Below are 21,195 nucleotides of genomic sequence, written 5' to 3'. Positions count from 1 at the left end.
TCATGGCGCGAGCCGCCGGTATCGACCTGGGCACCACCAACTCCGTGATCGCCGCGTGGGAGGGCGGCGAGGCAGACGTCGTCCCCAACGCCGAGGGGCAGCGCACGACCCCGTCGGTCGTGGCGTTCACCGAGAACGGCGAGCGGCTGGTCGGCCAGCTGGCCCGCAGGCAGGCGATCCTCAACCCGAAGGGCACGATCCACTCGGTCAAGCGCTTCATCGGGCGCAAGTTCGACGAGATCCGCGAGGAGGCCGAGCAGGTCACCTACGACGTGGTGGCGGACGACCAGGGCAACGCGCGGATCAGCGTCCGGGGCAAGCTGTACGCCCCGGAGGAGATCAGCGCGATGATCCTGCGCAAGCTCGCCGACGACGCGGGGCGCCACCTCGGCGAGAAGGTCAACGAGGCCGTCATCACGGTCCCCGCCTACTTCAACGACGCGCAGCGGACCGCGACCAGGGACGCCGGGAAGATCGCCGGCCTCGAGGTGCTGCGGATCATCAACGAGCCGACGGCGGCGGCGCTGGCCTACGGGCTGGACAAGCAGCAGCACGAGACCGTGCTGGTGTTCGACCTCGGCGGCGGCACGTTCGACGTGAGCATCCTCGACGTCGGCGACGGCGTCGTGGAGGTGCGGGCGACGGCCGGGGACACCCACCTCGGCGGCGACGACTTCGACCGGCGGATCGTCGACCACCTGGCCGAGGAGTTCCAGAAGGAGAACCGCATCGACCTGCGCAAGGACCCGCAGGCGCTGCAGCGTCTCTACGAGGCGGCCGAGAAGGCGAAGATCGAGCTGAGCTCGGTGACGCAGACGCAGGTGAACCTGCCGTTCGTCACCGCGGACCAGAACGGGCCGAAGCACCTGACGGCGACGCTGATGCGTTCGACGTTCGAACAGATCACCTCGGACCTGATCGAGCGCACGATGGAGCCGGTCAAGCGGGCCATGTCCGACGCGAAGGTCAGCTCCGACGACATCGACGAGGTCATCCTCGTCGGCGGCTCCACCCGGATCCCCGCCGTCCAGAGCCTCGTGCGGCGGCTCACCGGCGGCAAGGACCCGAACATGACGGTCAACCCCGACGAGGTCGTCGCGGTCGGCGCGGGGATCCAGGCCGGGGTGCTCAAGGGCGACGTGTCCGACGTGCTGCTGCTCGACGTCACACCGCTGTCGCTGGGCGTGGAGACCCAGGGCGGCGTGATGACCCGCATCGTGGAACGCAACACCACGATCCCGGCCCGGCGCGCCGAGACGTTCTCGACCGCCGCGGACAACCAGCCCGCCGTGGACGTCGTGGTGCTGCAGGGCGAGCGGGAGCGCGCGGCCGACAACCGAGTGCTGGGCCGGTTCCAGCTCACCGACATCCGGCCGGCGCCACGCGGCGAACCTCAGGTGGAGGTGACCCTCGATCTCGACGCCAACGGCATCCTGAACGTGACGGCCAGGGACAAGGACACCGGCAAGGAACAGGGCATCACCATCTCGGAGAGCTCCAACCTCGACGCGGGCGACGTCGACCGGATGGTGCAGGAGGCCGACCGCAACCGTGCGGCGGACCAGGAGCTGCGGCAGGAGATCGACGCGCGCAACGAGCTCGACGCCCTCGCCTACCAGGTGCAGCGCCGGCTCGACGAGCTCGGCGACGCCGCCCCGCCCCACGAGCGGTCGCGTGCGGAGATGCTGGTGACCGACGCCCGGCAGGCGGTGTCGGACCAGGCGCCGATCGAGCGGGTCCGCGAGCTCACCCAGGAGCTTCAGGGTGTGCTGGCCGGGCTGCAGACCGTCTCCGCCGGAGGCGGTCAGCCGGCCGGGGCGAGCGATGACCGGTCCGAGTCGTCCGCCGCGGACGACGACGTGATCGACGCCGAGTTCGACCGCAGCTGAGGGCGGATGCGATGACAGCCCAGCGACCCGAGAGCCCCGCGCCCTCGCTCTCCGCCCAGCAGCGGTCCGACGAACCGGCCCGGCAGGAACAGCCGGGGTCGGAGGCCACGGCCTCCGGCCCGGGCGGGGCCGACGGGACGGGGCAGCGGCCGGAGGGCCTGGAGACCGCGGCCGGGGCGGGGCCGGCCCCGGCCGAGTTGGAGGACCGCTGGCGGCGCACCGCCGCGGACCTGGACAACCTCCGCAAGCGCTACCAGCGCGACCTCACGCGGGAGCGCGGCGCCGAGCGCGACCGGGTGGCGGCGGCGTTCCTCCCCGTCCTGGACAACATCGACCTGGCGCTGCGGCACGCCGAGGCCGACCCGTCTTCGATCGTCGAGGGCGTCCGGGCGGTACGTGAACAGGCGATGGCGCTGCTGGCAGGGCTCGGCTACCCCCGTCAGGAGGAGTCCGGCGTGCCGTTCGACCCGGCGCGGCACGAGGTGGTCGGCGTCGTCGCGCCCGAGGACGCGAACGTTCCGCCGGGTGCGGTCGCGGCGGTCGTACGGCCCGGCTACGGGGCTCCGGACCGCCAGTTGCGGCCGGCGTCGGTGACCGTCACCAGGGCCTCGGGGGACTGAGCGCATGGCCCGGGACTACTACGAGGTCCTCGGTGTGTCACGGGACGCCGGGTCCGACGAGCTGCAGCAGGCCTACCGGCGGCTGGCCAGGGCGAACCATCCCGACGTCAACAAGGACCCGGCGGCGGAGGAGCGCTTCAAGGAGGCCAACGAGGCCTACAGCGTGCTGTCGGACCCGGAGCAGCGCAAACGCTACGACCGGTTCGGGGAGAACTACCGGCAGGTCCCCGAGGACTGGGAGGAGCGCGTGGGCGCGGGCAGGGCCCGCTCCGGCGGGTCCCGCGGCGGCCGGCCCGGCGGCGGCTACGCGTCCGAGGGCTACGGCGGGGGTTTCGAGGGCTTCGGCGGTGCCGGCGGGGTCGACATCGAGGACCTGTTCGGGGGGATCTTCGGCGGGGGCGGCCGTGCCCGCGGCCGCTCCGGCCCGGTGGCGGGCGCGGACCAGGAGGCCGAGCTGCCGCTGACCGTGGAGGAGGCGTACCGCGGCGGCAGACGTTCGATCACGCTCGAGGGCACCGCGGGGCCGCGCAGTTACACGGTCACGATCCCGCGCGGCGTCACCGACGGGCAGCGCATCCGGCTCTCCGGCGAGGGCGGCCGCGGGATCAACGGCGGGGAGCGGGGCGACCTCTACTTCGTCGTGCGGATCCTGCCGCACCCGCGGTTCCGGGTGCAGGGCCGCGACATCTACGTCGACCTCCCGTTGGCACCGTGGGAGGCCGCGCTCGGAGCGACCGTGCCGGTCCCGACCCCGGGGGGCGAGACCAAGGTGACCGTTCCGCCGGGGACGTCGACCGGGCGGCGGCTGCGGTTGCGCGGGGAGGGCATGCCGAACCCGAAGGGGAAGCCCGGCGACCTCTACGCCGAGGCCAAGATCATGGTCCCGCCGCGGCTGACGGACCGCGAGCGAGAGCTGTTCACCGAACTCGCCGCCGTGTCGTCGTTCGACCCGCGCCGCGAGGCCGCCACGAAGGGCGCAGAGCGATGACGAGCCGATATCTGCCGGTGCGGCGGCCCCGGCGGCTGCTGAGCCAGGAGGAGTTCGCGCGCCGCAGCGGCGTGCACCCCGACCTGGTCCGCCGCTTCGTCGCGCTGGGCCTGGTGCGCGCGAGCCGCAGCGGCGACGGCGCGCTGTGGTTCGCCCCCGGCCAGCTGATGTCCGTCGCCCGGATCGAACGGCTGCGCAGCGGGCTGTCCCTGAACTACGCGGCGCTCGGTCTGGTGGTCGAGCTGCTCGACCGCATCCAGGCGCTGGAGATCGCGCTGCACCGGCAGCAGCGCGCCGCCCTCAACCGCATCGAACCGAGCCGCACCGAACGGCACGACACCGACGGGGTACGGAGTCTCTGATGGACCTGAACCGCCTGACCCAGAAGTCCCAGCAGGCCCTCTCGGCCGCCCAGGACCTCGCGACCCGCGCGGGCCACACCGAGGTCGACGGCGAGCATCTCCTGCTCGCGCTCCTCGAACAACCCGACGGGCTGGTACCGCGGCTGCTCACCGGGCTCGGCGTCGACCTGAGCCGATTGCGCAGCGACCTCGAAGGGGAGTTGGGGCGCAAGCCACGGACCACCCGGCCCGCGACCCAGCCCGGGCAGGTCTCGGTCACCCAGCGGCTGGCGCACCTGCTGGACGCCGCGGAGCGCGAGGCCCGCCGGCTCAAGGACGAGTACGTGTCCGTCGAGCACCTGCTCGTCGCGCTCGCCGAGGAGGGCTCGCGGACCGGGGCGGGGCGGCTGCTCGCCGAGAACGGGGTCACCCGCGACAGCTTCCTCGCCGAGCTGACGAAGGTGCGCGGCAACCAGCGGGTCACCTCGGCGACGCCCGAGGGCACCTACGAGGCGCTGTCCAAGTACGGGCAGGACCTCGTCGAGGCGGCGCGCGCGGGCCGGATGGACCCGGTGATCGGCCGCGACGCCGAGATCCGCCGGGTCGTCCAGATCCTGTCCCGCAAGACCAAGAACAACCCGGTGCTGATCGGCGACCCCGGCGTCGGGAAGACCGCGATCGTGGAGGGGCTCGCCCAGCGCATCGTGAACGGCGACGTCCCTGAGGGGCTCCGGGACCGGACGATCTTCGCGCTGGACATGGGCCTGCTCATCGCGGGCGCGAAGTACCGCGGCGAGTTCGAGGAGCGGCTGCAGGCCGTGCTCGGCGAGGTCAAGGCGGCCGAGGGCCGGATCCTGCTGTTCGTCGACGAGATGCACACCGTCGTCGGGGCCGGCGCCACCGAGGGCGCGATGGACGCGAGCAACATGCTCAAGCCGATGCTGGCCCGCGGCGAGCTGCACATGATCGGCGCGACGACGCTGGACGAGTACCGCAAGCATGTCGAGAAGGACGCCGCGCTCGAGCGCCGCTTCCAGCCCGTCTACGTCGACCAGCCGAGCGTAGAGGACACCATCTCCATCCTGCGCGGGCTGCGCGAGCGGCTGCAGGTGTTCCACGGGGTCCGCATCCAGGACGGCGCCCTGGTGGCCGCCGCGACGCTGTCGGACCGCTACCTCACCGAGCGGTTCCTCCCCGACAAGGCGATCGACCTCGTCGACGAGGCGTGCGCCCGGCTGCGCACCGAGATCGACTCGATGCCCGCGGCGCTCGACGAGATCACCCGCCGGGTCACGCGGTTGGAGATCGAGGAGGCCGCCCTGGCCCAGGAGGAGGACCCGGCCAGCAGGTCCCGGCTCGAGGAGCTGCGCCGCGAGCTGGCCGACCTGCGGGCCGAGTCCGACGCCATGCGCGCGCAGTGGGAGGCCGAGCGGAGCGCCATCAAGCGCGTCCAGGAGCTGCGGGCCGAACTGGAGCAGGTCCGGCGCGAGGCCGAGGAAGCCGAGCGTGCCTACGACCTGAACCGGGCCGCCGAGCTGCGCTACGGGCGGCTGGCAGATCTCGAACGGAGGCTCCCGGCCGAGGAGGAGCGGCTCGTCCAGAAGCAGGGCGGGCACCGGCTGCTCCGTGAGGAGGTGACTCCCGAGGAGATCGCGGACATCGTCTCGTCCTGGACCGGCATCCCGGTCAAGCGGCTCACCGAGGGCGAGCGGGAGAAGCTGCTCCGGCTGGACACCATCCTGCACAACCGGGTGGTGGGGCAGGACGAGGCCGTGCGCGCGGTGTCCGATGCGATCATCCGGGCCCGGTCGGGGATCAAGGACCCGCGTAGGCCGACGGGGTCGTTCATCTTCCTCGGCCCCACCGGCGTCGGGAAGACCGAGCTGGCGAAGACGCTGGCCTCGGCGCTGTTCGACTCCGAGGACAACATGGTCCGGATCGACATGAGCGAGTACCAGGAACGGCACACGGTGTCGCGGCTGGTCGGGGCCCCTCCCGGCTACGTCGGCTACGACGAGGGCGGGCAGCTCACCGAGGCCGTCCGGCGGCGCCCGTACGCGGTCGTGCTCTTCGACGAGATCGAGAAGGCGCACCCGGACGTGTTCAACACGCTGCTGCAGGTGCTCGACGACGGCCGGCTCACCGACGCCCAGGGCCGCACGGTGAACTTCCGCAACACCGTGATCATCATGACGTCCAACATCGGGTCGCAGTACCTGATCGACGGGGTCACCGAGACCGGCCAGCTGAAGCCGGAGGCCCGCGATCTGGTGACGGCCGAGCTGCGGGCGCACTTCCGCCCCGAGTTCCTCAACCGGGTGGACGACACGGTGATGTTCACCCCGCTCGTCCTGGAACAGATCGCCGAGATCGTCGATCTGATGCTCACCGCCCTGCGCATCCGGCTCGCCGAGCGCCGGATCGACCTCGAGGTGAGCGACGAGGCGCGCGCCTTCATCGCCCGCGAGGGCTACGACCCGGTGTACGGCGCGCGCCCGTTGCGCCGGTTCATCTCCCGGGAGGTCGAGACCATGGTCGCCCGGGCGCTGATCGCGGGCGAGGTGGTGGAGGGCTCGACGGTCGTCGTCGACGTCAAGGACGACCGCCTCGTGGTCACCCACAACGCACCGGTGCACCCGGAGAAGGTGGTGGTGCCCGTATGAGTACACCGACGACCCGGACGTCGCGCTCCACCGTGGTCACGTGCGCGCACTGCGGGAAGAAGAACCGGGTGCCCGCGGTCGGTGACGGCGTCCCCAAGTGCGGGAACTGCCACAACCCGCTGCCGTGGATCGCCGACGCGGGCGACGACGACTTCGCCGAGGTGGCCGAGCGCGCGCCGCTGCCGGTGGTGGTGGACCTCTGGGCGACCTGGTGCGGCCCGTGCCGGATGGTGAGCCCGGCCCTGGAACAGCTGGCCACCGAGCGGGCCGGCGAGATCAAGCTGGTGAAGGTCGACGTCGACAGCGCCCCCAAGCTCTCGCAGCGCTTCGAGGTCCGCGCGGTGCCCACACTGATGGTGCTCCGCGACGGCGAGGTCATCGCCAGGCAGCCGGGCGCCGCACCGCTGCCTGCGCTGCGCAGCTGGCTGGACCAGGCGCTCACCGACCCCACCGACTCTGCGGTCACCTCATGACCCTGCGCGACCGGATCGCCACCCTCGTCCCGGCCCGGATCTCGTCCGCGAAGCCGGTCCCGCCGCCCGCGAGGTTGTGGCCGTCCCTCACCTGGCAGGTGCCGCTGCGGCTCGCCACCGGCGCCTACATCCTGGACTCCGGCCTGGGCAAGTGGAGCGCGGACGAGGAGACGGCGAAGTACCTGCACGGCTTCGCGAGCGGGGCCTACCCGTTCGTGGCCACGGTCGAGCCCACCGCGTTCACGAAGGCGCTCTCGGTCGGCGAGATCCTGCTCGGGGCGAGCCTGTTACTCCCGTTCGTGCCGGCGGGCGTGGCCGGGCTCGGGCTGCTCGGGTTCGGCGCGGGACTGATCGGGTTGTACGCCCGGACGCCCGGGATGCGCCGCCCGGGCTCACCCTTCCCCAGCCAGGAGGGGATCCCGCTGGCCAAGGACGCCTGGCTTGCCGCGATCGGGGCGGCGCTGGTGCTCGGCGACCGGACGACGCGATGACCACGGCGCCCATCTCCGGCGGGGGCGTCGACCCGCACGTCACGTGGGTCCGCGACGTCGTGCCGCGCACCCCCGACGGGTGCGAGGAGTGCCTGCGCTCGGGCACCCCCTGGGTGCACCTGCGGCTGTGCCTGACGTGCGGGCACGTCGGGTGCTGCGACTCCTCGCCGATGCGGCACGCGCGGGTGCACGCCGGGGCCGTCGGGCACCCGATCGTGCGGTCGTTCGAGCCGGGGGAGGACTGGCGCTGGTGCTTCGTCGATGAGGCCTTCGCATGACGCGCACGGACCCGGACACGACGGACACGGCGGGGGCCGGCCTCGAGCAGCTGCTCGAGTCCGTCCCCGACGGGGAGACGCCGGACCTGCAGGGGGCGTTCCCCCGGCTCGACGAGGCCCGCATCCGCACGCTGTCCGCGCTCGGCGAGCGCACCCGGACGGAGCGCGGCCAGGTGCTGATCGCCGAGGGCACGCCGGACGACGCGTTCCGGGTGATCCTCTCCGGGCGGGTCGCGTCGGTGGAGGCCTTCGGCACCCCCGAGCAGCGGGTCCTGCGGGTGCACGGCCCGGGACGGTTCCTCGGCGAGCTCGGGTTGCTCACCGGGCAGGTGTCCTTCCTGACCTGGATCGCGGCCGACCCCGGCGAGCTCCTCGTGGTCCCCGCGGACCGCTTCCGTGATCACCTCGCCCAGAACCCCACGCTCGGCGACGAGATCCTGCGGGCCTACCTCGTCCGGCGGATGCTGGTGCTTGGCGAGGGAGCCGGGTTCCGGATCATCGGGTCCCGGTACTCCCCGGACAGTCACCGGCTCCGCGAGTTCGCCGCCCGCAACCGGCTGCCGCACCGGTTCGTCGACCTCGAGTCCGACCCCCACGCGGAGTCGCTCCTGCAGCAGCTGGGGATCAGCCCCGCGGAGACGCCGGTGGTCGTGTGGCGGGACCGGGTGTTGCGCAACCCCCGTCCCGAGGACCTCGCCGAGCTGACCGGCATCCGGCCGAGCCGGAGCGAGGTCGAGGTCTGTGACCTGGCGGTCGTCGGGGCCGGGCCTTCCGGACTGGCGGCAGCGGTCTACGGCGCGTCGGAGGGACTCAGCACGGTCCTGCTCGACCACGTCGCCACGGGCGGGCAGGCGGCGACGACCTCCCGGATCGAGAACTATCTCGGGTTCCCGGCCGGGATCTCCGGCGGGGAGCTCGCCGAGCGGGCCGTCGTGCAGGCCGAGAAGTTCGGCGTCCGGATGGCGGTGCCCGCCGACGCCATGACCCTGGAGGCGGGCCGCGAGGGGCACCATCGGCTCGGGCTCGGTGGCGACGACAGCCTCATGGCACGCGCGGTCATCCTCGCCTGCGGGGCCCACTACCGGCGGCTGCCGGTGCCGCGGCTGGAGGAGTTCGAGGACACGTGCGTCCTCTATGCGGCGACCCTCGTCGAGGCCCAGCTGTGCGCCGGCGACCCGGTCGTGGTCGTGGGCGGCGGCAACTCGGCGGGCCAGGCCTCGCTCTTCCTCGCCGACCACGCGGGCGCGGTCCGACTCGTGGTCCGCGAGCCCGCCCTCCAGGACATGTCCCGGTACCTGGCCGACCGCATCCTGCACGACTCCCGCATCGAGCTGCACCTGCACACCGAGGTGCGCGAGCTGGTGGGGGAGCGAGGCGCGCTGGAGGCCGTCGTCGTCGAGGACAACCGGACCGGCGAGCGCCGGACGCTGCCGGCCCGCGAGCTGGCGGTGTTCATCGGTGCGTCACCGTGCACGGGCTGGCTGGGCGACGTCGTGGCACTCGACGGCGGGGGCTACGTCCTGACCGGTCCCGCGGCGGCGGCGCGCGAGGAGCCCGGGGGTGCGGCGCCGCTGCTGCTGGAGACGAGCGTGCGCGGGGTGTTCGCGGCAGGGGACGTCCGCAGCGGGTCGGTGAAGCGCGTCGCGTCGGCGGTGGGGGAGGGCGCGATGGCGGTCCGCATGGTGCACGAGCGCCTCGCCTCCGTGTGAGGGAGGAGGGGACGGCGCCGCCCGTCAGGAATCCTCCCGGACCAGGTGGCGGACCTGCGGCTCGGTGCCCGGCACCACCAGCTGGCGCGCGGCGGCCTCGGCGAGGCGATCCATGGCGGTGCCGCGCTCGAGGTGCTGGCGCAGGTGTTCGGTCCAGTCGGGCACCGTGAACGCCTCGACGAAGCACTCGGGGTCCTCCACGTCGCGGAACAGACCCCACAGCGTGGCGCCGGTGCGTCGTCGGGACAGCCCGACGGCGCGCATGGCTTCGGTGAAGGCGGTCGCGGACTCGTCGGGTACCCGCCATTCGATGAGGACGAGCACGTGCCCGAGGCCGGTGACCGGGACGTCCGGCGGGTCGGGCAGGTGCTGCTCGGCGCTCAGGTCGGGGGTCGGGCCGGCCATCGGCGCCCACCGCCATCCGACGGGCAGGCTGACGGCGAGCCCGATCCCGGCGGCCACGAGCGCCGTCGAGGCGCCCCAGAGCTGCGCGACCAGGCCCCACACGACCCCGCCGAGCGCCTGCCCACCCATGATGGCGAGTTGGTAGTAGGCGAGCGCGCGGGCTCGCGTCCAGTCCGGCAGCACCATCTGCGCGCCGCTGTTCAGCGTGGACAGCACCGTCACCCACGTCAGCCCGGTGACCACCAGCGTCACCGCCACGAGGGGGACCGAGCGCGACGGCCCGGTGAGGACCAGGGTCGCCGCGTAGACCAGCGTTCCCGCGCTGACGACGACCCCCGGCTCGGCGCGCGCCCGGATGGCCGGGACCACGAGGGCGCCGAGCACGGCCCCGACCCCGATCCCGCCCAGCAGGAGCCCGTATCCGCCGGGGCCGAGCCGCAACGGACCGCGGGCGAGGATCGGCAGCAACGCCCACAGCGAGCTCGCGAACACCATGAAGACGGTGGACCGGGCCAGCACCGCCCCGAACCTCGGGGCGCTGCGGACGTAGCGGGCACCCGTGCGGACCGCGGCGAGCACCCGCTCCGCGCCCAGCGGGCGCGGAGCGACCTCGCGGCGCCACCTCGCGAGCACCACCAGCAGGCCGACGAACGAGGCGACGTTGAGCGCGAACGCCGCCGCCGGGCCCGCCGCGGCGATGAGCACCCCGCCGAGCGCCGGGCCGATGGCCCGGCCCACGTTCGCGTTCACGCCGTTCAGGAGCGCGGCGGCGGGAATCTGGTCGCGCCCGACGAGCTCGGGTTGCACCGCCTGGAACGCCGGCGCCGCCAGGCCCTGCCCGGCGGCCATCACGGCGGTCAGCCCGAGCAACAGCACCGGGTTCACCACGTGGGTGACGGTGACCAGGAGCAGGACCGTGGCGGCGACGGTCATCACCGACTGCCCGAGGAGCAGCAGCTTGCGGCGGTCGACGCTGTCGCCCAGGGCACCGGCCGGCACGACGAACAGGAACACCGGCAGCGTCGCGGCGGTCTGCACGAGGCCGATGGCGAGCCCGCCGCCGCCCAGGTCGCCCATCAGCCACTGCGCCCCGACCATCTGCGCCCAGGTCCCGATGTTGCCGCCGAACTGCGCGATCCACAGGGCGCGGAACACCGGGTGCCGCAACGGCGCCCACGTCGGGGTCACCGCCACGGGAACGGGAGTCTCGCCGGGGAGGGGAAGGGTCATCCGGCGCCCCGGACGTCGACGTCGGCGGTCGTCATGGCAGGCCTTCCCGTGGTCGTCCCACGCAGGTCAGCGGGATCTCGGGTCGTCGTCGTCGTGCCCCTGGTCCGGTGTGACCCGCTCGGCCGCGACCTCGAACGGGGACGGGCGGCGCCCGACGTGGGCCTCCAGGCGGTACCGCTCGACGTACTCCGGGTAGTGCAGCTCGAAGGCCGGGCGCTCGGAGCGGATGCGGGGCAGCTCGGTGAAGTTGTGCCGTGGCGGCGGGCAGGACGTGGCCCACTCCAGGGAGTTGCCGTGGCCCCACGGGTCGTCGACGGTCACCCTCCGGCCGTACCGGTAGCTCTTGAACACGTTCCAGAGGAACGGCAGCGTCGACATGCCGAGCAGGAAGGAGCCGATCGAGGAGATCATGTGCAGCGTCGTGAAGCCGTCGGTGGGCAGGTAGTCCACGTAGCGGCGCGGCATGCCCTCGTTGCCGAGCCAGTGGTGGACCAGGAAGGTCGTGTGGAACCCGATGAACATGGTCCAGAAATGGATCTTGCCCAGGGTCTCGTCCATCATCCGGCCGGTCATCTTCGGGAACCAGAAGTAGATGCCGGCGAACACCGAGAAGACGATGGTCCCGAACAGCACGTAGTGGAAGTGGCCGACGACGAAGTACGTGTCGTTGAGGTGGAAGTCCAACGGCGGCGAGGCCAGGAGGACGCCGGTGAGGCCGCCGAAGAGGAACGTCGCGAGGAACCCGACGGCGAACAGCATCGGCGTCTCGAACGTCAGTTTCCCCTTCCACAGCGTCCCGATCCAGTTCACGAACTTGATACCGGTCGGGATGGCGATGATGAAGGTGGTCGCCGAGAAGAACGCGAGCAGGACCGCTCCCGTGGCGAACATGTGGTGGCCCCACACGGCGGCGGAGTAGAACGTGATCGTGATGGTGGCGAAGATCATCCCCTTGTAGCCGAAGAGGGGTTTCCGGCTGAACACCGGGATGATCTCGGTGACGATCCCGAAGAACGGCAGCGCCACGATGTAGACCTCGGGGTGGCCGAAGAACCAGAACAGGTGTTGCCACAGGATCGCCCCGCCGTTGGCCGGGGTGAACACGTGCGAACCGAGGTGGCGGTCCATCAGCTGGCCGAACAGCGCCGCGGTGAGGACCGGGAAGGCGATGAGGACGAGGATGGCGGTGGCGAAGATGTTCCAGCAGAAGATCGGCATCCGGAACATCGTCATCCCCGGCGCGCGCAGGCAGATGACCGTCGTGATCATGTTGACGGCGCCCAGGATGGTGCCCAGCCCCGCCACGATGAGCCCCGCGAACCACAGGTTCCCGCCCACGCCGGGGGTGTAGGTCTGCCCGGCCAGCGGGGCGTAGGCGTACCAGCCGAAGTCGGGGGCCCCGCCGGCGGTGAGGAAACCCGACATCACGATGGACCCGCCGAAGAGGAACAGCCAGAAGGACAACGCGTTGAGCCGCGGGAACGCGACGTCCGGTGCGCCGATCTGCAGGGGCAGGATGTAGTTCGCGAAGCCGAACAGGATCGGTGTGGCGTACAGCAGCAGCATCACGGTGCCGTGCATGGTCATCAGCTGGTTGTACTGCTCGGCGGACAGGAACTGCTGGCCCGGCCTCGCCAGCTCGGCCCGCATCAGCAGGGCCATGGCTCCCCCCGCCAGGAAGAACAGGAACGAGGCGACCAGGTAGAGGATCCCGATGTCCTTGGGGTCCGTGGTCCGCAGCATGTGCAGCAGCCGTGAGCCCTTGCCGTGCGTCTGCGGTCGCGGGGCGCTCACGACGATCGGTGCGGGACGGGTGGTCGTCATGACCGCGGCTCCGATCCGTGGCACACCGCCGAGCCGAACCGGACGGGCTCGACCTCGACCTCGTGCACGGGGTGGGTGAACAGTGCCGACGCCATGTCGCTCAGCTTCCTAACCGGTCGGGAGTGGGGAGGGTCCGCAGGAGTGCTCCGCCCGATCACGACGGCGGTGACGGCGAGCCGAGCGGGTCGTGGCGGCCGACGACGTCGCGGGCCTGCACCCGTCGGTCGGGCACGGTCGTCGGGGCCTCCAGATGGACGGCGCCCGACGGGAGGATCCCGGCACCGCCGGCCCGGGCGATCACCCTGTGCTGGACGAGGACGTCCTCGCCGCAGTGTTCCTCGGGCAGGTCGGGCCAGAAGTCGAAGCTGCCGACGGCCTCGAGGACGTCCCGGTCGTAGAGCACGCAGCCGCCGACCCACGCGATCTTGTAGGCGACCCACGGCTCGCCGGGGCGCAGATGCCGGCGGGCGAGGTGCCTCGGGTTCGCCGCGTTGTGCAGCGTCCAGCGGGCCCACGCGGGGGTTCCGGGGGTGATGCGCTCGGGCTCGGGTCTGCCCTGCCACCGTTCGAAGGGGGCCAGCTCGGCCGGACGGTGGTCGTGCAGGTACGACAGGCCCTGGACCGCCGCCCCGACCAGCCCGCACCGCAGTTCGACGATCGCCTCGTGCAGCCGCGCCACCGTGCCCGGCTCCAGCCAGACGTCGTCGTCGCAGAACAGCACGTATCGGGCGGTGGAGGCGGCGAGCAGCGACGCCCGGTGCTCGGCCAGCCCACGTCGTGGAAGGTGACGGCGGACCGTCACGCGGTGGTCGGCGCCGGCCAGCACCCGGAGCAGCGTGGCCGCCGCAGGGGTGGCATAGGACGGGGACCCGTCGGACTGGTCGCTCACCACGAGGTCGAACGGGTGATCCTGGGCGGCGAGCCCGGCGAGGGTGGTGGCGAGCTCGGCAGGCCGGTTGCGTGTGGGGACGAGAACGACGAGTGCCGCCAACGGCCACTTCACCTCCTGCCGATCGCCGGGGGAGCTGAACGCGCCCGCGCGGGGGGAACGGGGCCGCCGACGCCGGATCGGCGAAGGTGACTCGTCGTCCGGCGTCGGCGTGGGTGCCATTCATGTCGTCGGACTCGATCATCACCTCCCCGTGGGACTCGGCCGGAGACAGAACCCGGCTGAACTCCCACCATCATGGGCGGCCGTCTCCGCCTCCGAACCGGTCCGGAGATGCGAACGCCGACCGAGATCCTCGGCCCGACGGGTCGAACGGGGCCCACGGAAAGTACTCCGGGGTCCCGCCTCTGCCGAGTGTCTCCGGATTCCCCCGAATGGCGCCGCCGCCCCGGCTCGCGCTTGAATGTCGAATCATGTGTGATGCAGAGGGCCGTTCCGCGCCCGAACGGTCCGACGGCCATGGGCCGGACGGCTCAGCTCCCGCCGGGAGCGTTCCGGTCGTGCACGGGCTGACCGACGACGTCCTGCTCGTCCGGGTCGGCGACGGGATCTCCGCAGAGGCGGCGGCCCAGCTCCGACAGTCGGTGTACGCGCAGCTGGCCCGGGGTCCGCGGCTGGTGATCGTCGATCTGCGCCCGCTCTCCCGGCTGTCGCCGGACGGGGTCTCCGCCCTCGTCGACATCGCGTGCGAGGCGGGTGCGGGCGACATCGGCCTGTGCCTGGTGTGCGGGGACCGTCCCGGCGACCCGGTCCCCCTCGCCCTGCACGCCGCGGGGGTGGCGTCCCTGTTCGAGATCCACCCGGATCAGCGGGCCGCGCTCGGCACGCTGGACTGAACGGCCCGCACGGAACGCGCATCCGCACCGAGCTCCGACCGCCGGGCGCATCGGCAGATCCGCACGAACATCGGCCTGTCCCGCGGGCATCGACCTCCCGGGACCGGGTACCTCCGGCTCGCCCACGAGCGGGGCAGCACTGTTCTCCCCGCGTCCGGCGCCACCCCGCCCGCGGAAACGCGTCGGACCGTCGGGGAGTCGGGGGCCGAAAAGGAGAGGAGCATCGTACGGTCGGTTTCCGACGCAGTTGTGGTCTGGAGCACACCCTGGTGGGTGAGGAGAACGGAATGAAGCAGGGCCCGACGATCCACGCGTTGCGCCAGCAGCTCTCGAACCTGTGCAGCCTGTTCACGCTCTCGCTGAAGATGTCCAACGGGTGTGGGGAGGAGGAGATCCTGGAGCAGGCCACGACGTCGGTCTGCACCCTCACCTCGTGCGGTGCCGTCGCCACCCTCCTCACCGGTGACGACGAGGGGCTGCGCTCCCCGGACGGCACCATCCTCGCCCGGCCCGCCCTCGCCGAGCAGCTCGCCTACCTCAACGGCGCCGACGGCCCGGTGGGCGGGACCGGTTCGGCGTGGGGCATGGCCTATGCCCTGGAGTCGATCGGCCACCACGCCGGTTATCTGGTCGTCGCCGCCGACGGCGAGCCGCCACCGGATGAGCTCCTGGTGCTCCAGATACTCGCGCAGCAGACCGGCCTCGCCCTCACCACCGCCGTGCTGCACCGCCGCGAGCGGGAGACCGCCGGCCAGCTCCGCACGCTCAACGCGACCCTCGCCGAGGTCAACAACCGCCTCGCCGCGACCGTCGTCGACCTGGAGCGGCGCCGCAAGGTCCACGAGACGCTCACCGCCGTGGCCGCGTCGGGGGCCGGGGAGGCGGGGATCGCGGATGCCCTGCACCGGCTCACCGGGCTGCGTGTCGCGGCCGAGGACCCCTTCGGCAACCTGCGCGCGTGGGCCGGCCCGAGCAGGCCCGACCCGTATCCGCGGCTCCCGGCGCGGCGCCGCGAGGCGATGCTCGCCGACGCCCGCCGCAGCCCGCACCCGATACGCGACCGGGACCGGCTGATCGCCGTCGCCCAGCCGCGTGACGAGGTGCTCGGCGTGCTGGCCCTGGTCGACCCGGCGGGCCTAGCCGGTGAGCACGAGCTCTTCGCGCTCCAGCACGGCGCGGTGATGTTGACGATGGAGCTGGCGCACCTGCGGGGCCTGGCCGAGACCGAGCTGAGGCTGCGCCGGGATCTGGTGGACGACCTGCTCACCGGGACCGACGACGTGAGCGCCCTGTCGCGGGCCGAGGCGCTCGGTCACGACCTGCGCACGCCGCACCAGGTCCTGGTCATCCGCTGGTCCGACGCGCCGACCGAGAACGGGCTCGTCCGCGCCGTCGAGCAGGCCGTCGTCCGGTTGCTGAACACCAACGCCCTGCTCGCGCGCCGCCCGGACGGGGTGGTGCTCGTCGCTCCGTCACCCGGGCCCGACGAGCGGCGCCGGTGGAGCGAGCTGCACCGCACGGTGGGCAGGAGCGTGCGCTCGACCGCGGGCGCCATCGGGGTGGGCGGGGTGTGCTCGACCCCGACCGGGGTCCCGAAGTCCTACGCCGAGGCACAACGGGCGCTGCGCGTCCGGTTGGGCTCGGCGTCCCCCACCGGCGTCACCGTGTACGAGGACCTGGGGATCTACCGGGTCCTCACCCTCGGCGAGGACAACCGGGAGGTGCAGCAGTTCGTCCGGGAGTGGCTCGGCGCACTTCTGGACTACGACTCGACGAGCAGGTCCGATCTCGTCACCACCCTGTGGCAGTACCTCGAGCAGGGTGGGAACTACGACGCCACGGCCAGGGCACTGCTCATCCACCGAAGCACGTTGCGTTACCGGTTGCGCCGCATCAAGGAGGTCAGCGGTCACGACCTGGGTGCGGTGGACACCAGGCTCAACCTGCACGTCGCCACCCGCGCCTGGCACATCCTGCGCGGCGGCTCCTGAGCGGCCGCGAGGCGCCGGGCGGGGCGTGCGGCGGGGGGCGCCGACCTCCCGGGCCCAACCGAGGACCGCCGGTTCGCTCTTGCGAGCCGGTGCACACCCGTACCTCTCGTGGACACGATCGCGGTGACCGTCGAGAGGAGTTCGCCCGTGCGCAATCCGACAGTCGCGACGCCGCAGCGGCGCCAGCGGAGGAGCTATGAGCACCTCCGGTCGTTGATCGAGGAACGGGCCTGCCTGCCCGCGGGGCATCCGCGCGGCCCCGTCATCCGCCGTCAGCTGATCACCGGCTACCTGCCGGTCGCCCAGCACATCGCCCGCCGGTACGCCTACCGGGGGGAGAACCTGGAGGACCTCGAGCAGGTGGCGGCGGTCGGCCTCATCCACGCCGTCGACCGCTTCGAGCTGGATCGCGGGGTCGACTTCCTGTCGTTCGCGGTGCCGACCATCACCGGCGAGGTGCAGCGCCACTTCCGCGACCGCACACGGACGATCCGCCTTCCCCGCCGCCTCACCGAGCTCCAGCGGGAGATGTACGAGGCCGCCGAGCGCCTCGGCCAGCAGCTCGGCCGGGCCCCCCGGCCCAGTGAGATCGCCGCCCGCCTGGACATGCCGCTCAGCCGGGTGGTGGACGGGCTCCAGGTGCAGAACGCCAGCCGCTGCGCCTCCCTCGACGAGTCCTTCGAGGACTCCTCGTCGGAGGAGTACAGCCGGTTCGACGCCCACCTCGGCTCCCTGGATCCCGAGCTGGATCTGATGGAGTACCGGGAGACGCTCGGCCCCCTGCTCAGGGCCCTGCCGGAGCGGAAACGGACCATCGTGCTGCTGCGCTTCTTCGGCGGCCTGACCCAGTTCGAGATCGGGAGCCGCCTCGGCATCTCGCAGATGCACGTGTCCCGGCTGCTCAGCGCCTCGCTCGCGGAGCTGCACGGCGCGCTGACCATCGAGGAGTGACGACCGCCCGACGGCTCCCGCCACCACCGGCGGCCGGATGTGGACGAGGGCCGGGGCCCGCAGCGCTGCTGCGGGCCCCGGCCCGTGGTTCACCGCCGGCGGCGGGTCCTGGCCCGTTCAGGGATGCAGGACGATCTTGGTGTAGCCGTTGTCGCGGTTGTCGAAGTGCTCGTAGGCCTCCGCGGCCTGGTCGAGCGGCAGCTCGTGCGAGACGAGGAAGCTCGGCCGGGCCTTCTCGCCCGCGACGAGGTCGCGCAGCCACCGGTTGTACTTCTTCACCGGGCACTGCCCGGTGCCGACGGACTGGCCCTTGAACCACATCATCCCGAAGTCCAGCGGTAGCTTGCCCTGCGCCTCGAGCTCGCCGACGTCCCCCTGCTTCTCCCGCCCGCCGGGGTCCTGCGGCACGAAGACCCCCACGCAGCCGATCTTGCCGGTGAACCGGACGGCGTTGATCAGAGTGTTCATCGTGAGCGCGCCGTTCTCCTGGCCCTGCGGGTCGTGCGCTTGGTAGCCGACGCACTCGCAGCCGTTGTCGGCGCCGAGCCCGAGGGTGGCCTGCTTGACGACCTCGACGGGGTCCTGCTCCGCGTCGTTGATCGGGATCGCGCCGATCTTGTCGGCGAGCGCGAGGCGGTCCGGATGCCGGTCCACGACCCACACCCGGCCTGCGCCCTTGAGGATCGCGGAGTAGGCGGCCATCAGCCCGACCGGCCCTCCGCCCATGATGACCGTCTGGTCGCCGGGCTTCACGCCGGCCATCTCGGTGGCGTGGTAGCCGGTGGGGAAGATGTCCGCGAGCATCACGTAGTCGGTCTGGCGTTCCGCGGCGTCCTCGCCCAGGCGCAGGGCGTTGAAGTCCCCGTAGGGCACGCGCAGCAGCTCGGCCTGCCCGCCCTGGTAGGGGCCCATGTCGGCGAACCCGTAGGCGGCGCCGGCCCACGACGGCTCCGGCTGCATGGTCAGGCAGTAGTTGGTGAGGCCGCGCTCGCAGTTCTTACAGTGGCCGCAGGCCACGTTGAACGGCAGCACGACGTACTCGCCGACCTTGACCTTCCGGACGGCGTCCCCGACCTCGACGACCTGGCCCATGTTCTCGTGGCCGAGGACCCGTCCCGTCTCCATGTCGGTCCGGCCCTCGTACATGTGGAGGTCGGAGCCGCAGATGTTCGTCGTGGTGATGCGGACGAGGATGTCGTTCGCATCCTCGATCCGCGCGTCGGGCACCTCCTCGACGGCGATCTGACGCGGTCCTCGGTACACAGCGGCCTTCATCTGGTTCGTCCTCCGGGGGATCGGTCGACTCGGGCCCGGGTGGCCCGGTGCTCGCCATGCTGCTGAACGCACGGTCCGCCCGCCTCGTCCCGACGGGGCGAAAGCAGCCCACGAGACCGGCCTCCGAGAGCGACGGGTGCCCCGGCGGATGCGCCCGCTCGCCGCGACGCCGTGCCGTGCACGGACGGACCGGTGGTCACGCCGGGGGATCGAGCACGACGCCGGGCGGGAGGCCCTCGATGCGCCGCCCGTCGGGCGGGACGTCCAGGACGAGCCGCGCGTCGGCCAGCGGCAGGTGCTCGACCCGGAGCGGGCGCATCCGTTCGGGCAACGCCGGGTCGAACCCCACGCGTCCGGCCGGCAGGTCCGGCTCGAACCGCAGCAGCGAGCGCACCAGCAGGATCGGCGCCGCCGCGGCCCAGGCCTGGGGTGAGCAGGAGGTCGGGTAGGGCACGGGAGCGGGGAACTCCGTGCGGTCCAGCCCGCAGAACAGCTCGGGCAGCCGCCCGCCCAGCATGGTGGCCGCGTCGAACAGGCCCAGCGCGACCTGTTGCGCCTCGGCGACGAACCCGTAGCGCATGAGCCCCGCCGCGGCGATCGCGCTGTCGTGCGGCCAGACCGAGCCGTTGTGGTAGCTGATCGGGTTGTAGGCGCCCATCGTGGTGGCCAGCGTCCGCACGCCGAACCCGCTCCACAGCGGTGCGTCGACGAGGTGGGCCGCCACCGCGGGCGCCTTGTCGTCGTCGACGATCCCGCACCACAGGCAGTGGCCCATGTTGGAGGTCAGCGCGTCCAGGGGCCGCTTGTCGCGGTCCAGCGCCACGGCGTACCACTCGCGGTCGGGCAACCAGAAGCTCTCGTTGAAGGCGGTCTTGAGGGTCGCGGCGCGGTCCTCGAGCTTCGCCGCCGTGTCCGCGTCGTCCACCGCGTTCGCGATGGCCGCGCGAGCCCGGTACGCGGCGTACACGTACGCCTGCACCTCGGACAGCGCGATGGGGGGTGTCCCCAGCCGCCCCGCGGCGTCGTTGATCCCGTCGAACGAGTCCTTCCACCCCTGGTTGGCCAGGCCGTGGTCGGTCGCGCGGCGGTACTCGACGAAGCCGTCGCCGTCGAGATCGCCGTACTCGTCCACCCAGGCCAGCGCCCGGTCCGCGGCGGGAAGCAGCGCCAGTACGTCGGCCGTGGGGATGCCCCAGCGGTGCAGCTCCCCGAGCAGCGCGACGAACAACGGGGTCGCGTCGGCCGAGCCGTAGTAGGCGCGGCCGCCGCCGAGCGCGAGGGCCGCCTCCCGGCCGAGCCGGACCTCGTGCAGGATCTTGCCGGGTTGCTCCTCGGTGAGCGGGTCCTCCTTCTCCCCCTGGAAGCGCGCGAGGGTCTGCAGGGTGCCCAGAGCGAGCTGCTGGTCCAGTGGCAGCGCCATCCAGCTGGTCAGCAACGAGTCGCGGCCGAACAGCGCCATGAACCAGGGCGCCCCGGCGGCGACGACCCGGCGCTGCGGGTGGTCGGGATCGTGGATCTGCAGCGCCCCGAGGTCCCGGCTGCTGGTCCGCAAGGTCGTCGCGAGGCCGGTGTCGGGGGTGGAGATGCTGGGACTGGCCAGCCGCCACTCGCGTAGGCGGCGCGCGGGGACGGTCTCCTCGACCCGCTTGCCGCAGTGGTACAGCGGCGGCAGCTGCCGGCCGTCGACCGCGGCCTGCACGGACACGCACACCGACCACTCGTCGCGAGCGGGCACGACGGCCCGGTAGGTCACCAGCCCGGGGGAGACGATCGGCTCGCCCGTGGCGACGACCGTCATCGACCGCGAGCTGCCGTGGGTCGCGCACCGGTACGTGAGCGTGTCCGCGCCGACCTCGGCCTCCACGCCGGGCCGGCCGGACGCCCGGCCCTCCTTGACCTCGAACAGGTCGGCGAAGTCCACGTCGACGGCGATCGTGACCATCACACCGGCGGCCTCGGCCCCGACGTTGCGCAGGAGGATGTCCTCCCGCATGCCGTCGCCCACGTAGCGGGTGCGCTGCACCAGCAGGGTGCTGTCCGCGAGACCGCGCCGCGGGGGGGTACGGGCGATGAACCTCGCCCGGTAGCTCTCGTCCTCGACGGTGGTGAGCGGCTCGACGACATCGCCGTCCACCCGCAGCAGCCAGCAGGAGACGAGCCGGGTGTCGGCGACGAACAACCCCTGCGCGCGGTCGGGCAGCACGTCCCCCGACACGGAGGACACGCAGAACGACGAGCCCTCGACCACCGTGGTGGTGCCCTCGGGTCCGCCGTGCACCGGC

The 21,195-nt window shown here is 72.5% G+C and carries 17 protein-coding genes; 12 read left to right on the top strand and 5 right to left on the bottom strand.

From position 1 onward, the window contains the following. The first annotated feature begins 2 nt into the window (after positions 1-2). Genes dnaK through JWP64_RS13030 form a run of 9 tightly spaced genes read left to right on the top strand, consistent with a single transcriptional unit; the run spans position 3 to position 9,452 of the window. On the top strand, positions 3-1,889 hold the full coding sequence (gene dnaK, locus JWP64_RS13070) for a molecular chaperone DnaK (RefSeq protein ID WP_297496175.1): 1,887 nt from the start codon (positions 3-5) through the stop codon (positions 1,887-1,889). A gap of 11 nt (positions 1,890-1,900) precedes the next feature. After that, the gene (locus JWP64_RS13065) at positions 1,901-2,509 is read left to right on the top strand and encodes a nucleotide exchange factor GrpE (protein WP_297496174.1); all 609 of its coding nucleotides are present in this window, start codon (positions 1,901-1,903) and stop codon (positions 2,507-2,509) included. A 4-nt stretch (positions 2,510-2,513) separates the two neighbouring features. Further along, positions 2,514-3,497 carry a J domain-containing protein gene (locus tag JWP64_RS13060; protein WP_297496173.1) on the top strand — a complete coding sequence of 328 codons (984 nt, stop codon included), beginning with the start codon at positions 2,514-2,516 and terminating at the stop codon, positions 3,495-3,497. Next, positions 3,494-3,859, top strand: coding sequence for a chaperone modulator CbpM (locus tag JWP64_RS13055; protein ID WP_297496172.1), 366 nt, complete (start codon positions 3,494-3,496; stop codon positions 3,857-3,859). Before JWP64_RS13060 ends, JWP64_RS13055 begins: the two co-directional genes overlap by 4 nt. Then, positions 3,859-6,501 (top strand): ATP-dependent chaperone ClpB, encoded by a 2,643-nt coding sequence (gene clpB, locus JWP64_RS13050; RefSeq protein WP_297496171.1) that lies wholly within the window; start codon positions 3,859-3,861, stop codon positions 6,499-6,501. The genes JWP64_RS13055 and clpB overlap by 1 nt, the downstream gene beginning before the upstream one ends. Continuing rightward, entirely contained in the window at positions 6,498-6,974 is a 477-nt protein-coding gene (trxA, locus tag JWP64_RS13045) for a thioredoxin (protein ID WP_297496170.1), read from the top strand. The genes clpB and trxA overlap by 4 nt, the downstream gene beginning before the upstream one ends. Then, positions 6,971-7,465: a hypothetical protein gene (locus JWP64_RS13040; protein ID WP_297496169.1), complete on the top strand. Its 495-nt coding sequence runs from the start codon at positions 6,971-6,973 to the stop codon at positions 7,463-7,465. Before trxA ends, JWP64_RS13040 begins: the two co-directional genes overlap by 4 nt. After that, positions 7,462-7,743 (top strand): UBP-type zinc finger domain-containing protein, encoded by a 282-nt coding sequence (locus tag JWP64_RS13035; RefSeq protein ID WP_297496168.1) that lies wholly within the window; start codon positions 7,462-7,464, stop codon positions 7,741-7,743. Before JWP64_RS13040 ends, JWP64_RS13035 begins: the two co-directional genes overlap by 4 nt. Beyond that, entirely contained in the window at positions 7,740-9,452 is a 1,713-nt protein-coding gene (locus JWP64_RS13030; protein ID WP_297496167.1) for an FAD-dependent oxidoreductase, read from the top strand. Before JWP64_RS13035 ends, JWP64_RS13030 begins: the two co-directional genes overlap by 4 nt. A gap of 24 nt (positions 9,453-9,476) precedes the next feature. Here the strand turns inward: JWP64_RS13030 and JWP64_RS13025 are convergent, their stop codons facing one another. From JWP64_RS13025 to JWP64_RS13015, 3 genes are all read right to left on the bottom strand, one after another. Beyond that, the gene (locus tag JWP64_RS13025) at positions 9,477-11,087 is read right to left on the bottom strand and encodes an MFS transporter (protein WP_297496166.1); all 1,611 of its coding nucleotides are present in this window, start codon (positions 11,085-11,087) and stop codon (positions 9,477-9,479) included. 66 nt (positions 11,088-11,153) lie between these two features. Next, positions 11,154-12,911: a cytochrome c oxidase subunit I gene (ctaD, locus tag JWP64_RS13020; RefSeq protein ID WP_297496165.1), complete on the bottom strand. Its 1,758-nt coding sequence runs from the start codon at positions 12,909-12,911 to the stop codon at positions 11,154-11,156. A gap of 154 nt (positions 12,912-13,065) precedes the next feature. Further along, positions 13,066-13,914, bottom strand: coding sequence for a glycosyltransferase (locus JWP64_RS13015; protein WP_297496164.1), 849 nt, complete (start codon positions 13,912-13,914; stop codon positions 13,066-13,068). A 446-nt stretch (positions 13,915-14,360) separates the two neighbouring features. Here JWP64_RS13015 and JWP64_RS13010 point away from each other — a divergent pair, with 446 nt between their 5' ends. From JWP64_RS13010 to JWP64_RS13000, 3 genes are all read left to right on the top strand, one after another. Next, the gene (locus JWP64_RS13010) at positions 14,361-14,696 is read left to right on the top strand and encodes an STAS domain-containing protein (RefSeq protein ID WP_297496163.1); all 336 of its coding nucleotides are present in this window, start codon (positions 14,361-14,363) and stop codon (positions 14,694-14,696) included. A gap of 287 nt (positions 14,697-14,983) precedes the next feature. After that, positions 14,984-16,687, top strand: a complete 1,704-nt coding sequence (locus JWP64_RS13005) for a helix-turn-helix domain-containing protein (protein WP_297496162.1) — start codon at positions 14,984-14,986, stop codon at positions 16,685-16,687. A gap of 147 nt (positions 16,688-16,834) precedes the next feature. Beyond that, positions 16,835-17,638 (top strand): SigB/SigF/SigG family RNA polymerase sigma factor, encoded by an 804-nt coding sequence (locus JWP64_RS13000; protein WP_297496161.1) that lies wholly within the window; start codon positions 16,835-16,837, stop codon positions 17,636-17,638. 117 nt (positions 17,639-17,755) lie between these two features. Here the strand turns inward: JWP64_RS13000 and JWP64_RS12995 are convergent, their stop codons facing one another. Together JWP64_RS12995 and JWP64_RS12990 are read right to left on the bottom strand one after the other, a co-directional pair. Beyond that, positions 17,756-18,913, bottom strand: a complete 1,158-nt coding sequence (locus JWP64_RS12995) for a glutathione-independent formaldehyde dehydrogenase (RefSeq protein WP_297496160.1) — start codon at positions 18,911-18,913, stop codon at positions 17,756-17,758. A gap of 196 nt (positions 18,914-19,109) precedes the next feature. Then, the gene (locus tag JWP64_RS12990; protein WP_366889864.1) at positions 19,110-21,191 is read right to left on the bottom strand and encodes a glycogen debranching N-terminal domain-containing protein; all 2,082 of its coding nucleotides are present in this window, start codon (positions 21,189-21,191) and stop codon (positions 19,110-19,112) included. Positions 21,192-21,195: the final 4 nt, after the last annotated feature.

Source organism: Pseudonocardia sp., from assembly GCF_025465255.1.
In the GTDB taxonomy this organism is placed as follows: Bacteria; Actinomycetota; Actinomycetes; order Mycobacteriales; family Pseudonocardiaceae; genus Pseudonocardia.
The sequence above is the reverse complement of the archived record's forward strand: the minus strand, read 5'-3'. Positions and strand labels throughout refer to the sequence as shown.

Excerpts from the sequence above, each read along its gene's own strand:
- JWP64_RS13040 (WP_297496169.1), top strand. The coding sequence starts at position 6,971 with ATGACCCTGCGCGACCGGATCGCCACCCTCGTCCCGGCCCGGATCTCG.
- JWP64_RS13030 (WP_297496167.1), top strand. The coding sequence starts at position 7,740 with ATGACGCGCACGGACCCGGACACGACGGACACGGCGGGGGCCGGCCTC.
- JWP64_RS13060 (WP_297496173.1), top strand. The coding sequence starts at position 2,514 with ATGGCCCGGGACTACTACGAGGTCCTCGGTGTGTCACGGGACGCCGGG.
- clpB (WP_297496171.1), top strand. The coding sequence starts at position 3,859 with ATGGACCTGAACCGCCTGACCCAGAAGTCCCAGCAGGCCCTCTCGGCC.
- trxA (WP_297496170.1), top strand. The coding sequence starts at position 6,498 with ATGAGTACACCGACGACCCGGACGTCGCGCTCCACCGTGGTCACGTGC.
- JWP64_RS13005 (WP_297496162.1), top strand. The coding sequence starts at position 14,984 with ATGAAGCAGGGCCCGACGATCCACGCGTTGCGCCAGCAGCTCTCGAAC.
- dnaK (WP_297496175.1), top strand. The coding sequence starts at position 3 with ATGGCGCGAGCCGCCGGTATCGACCTGGGCACCACCAACTCCGTGATC.
- JWP64_RS13065 (WP_297496174.1), top strand. The coding sequence starts at position 1,901 with ATGACAGCCCAGCGACCCGAGAGCCCCGCGCCCTCGCTCTCCGCCCAG.
- JWP64_RS13035 (WP_297496168.1), top strand. The coding sequence starts at position 7,462 with ATGACCACGGCGCCCATCTCCGGCGGGGGCGTCGACCCGCACGTCACG.
- JWP64_RS13025 (WP_297496166.1), bottom strand. The coding sequence starts at position 11,087 with ATGACCCTTCCCCTCCCCGGCGAGACTCCCGTTCCCGTGGCGGTGACC.
- ctaD (WP_297496165.1), bottom strand. The coding sequence starts at position 12,911 with ATGACGACCACCCGTCCCGCACCGATCGTCGTGAGCGCCCCGCGACCG.
- JWP64_RS12995 (WP_297496160.1), bottom strand. The coding sequence starts at position 18,913 with ATGAAGGCCGCTGTGTACCGAGGACCGCGTCAGATCGCCGTCGAGGAG.
- JWP64_RS13055 (WP_297496172.1), top strand. The coding sequence starts at position 3,494 with ATGACGAGCCGATATCTGCCGGTGCGGCGGCCCCGGCGGCTGCTGAGC.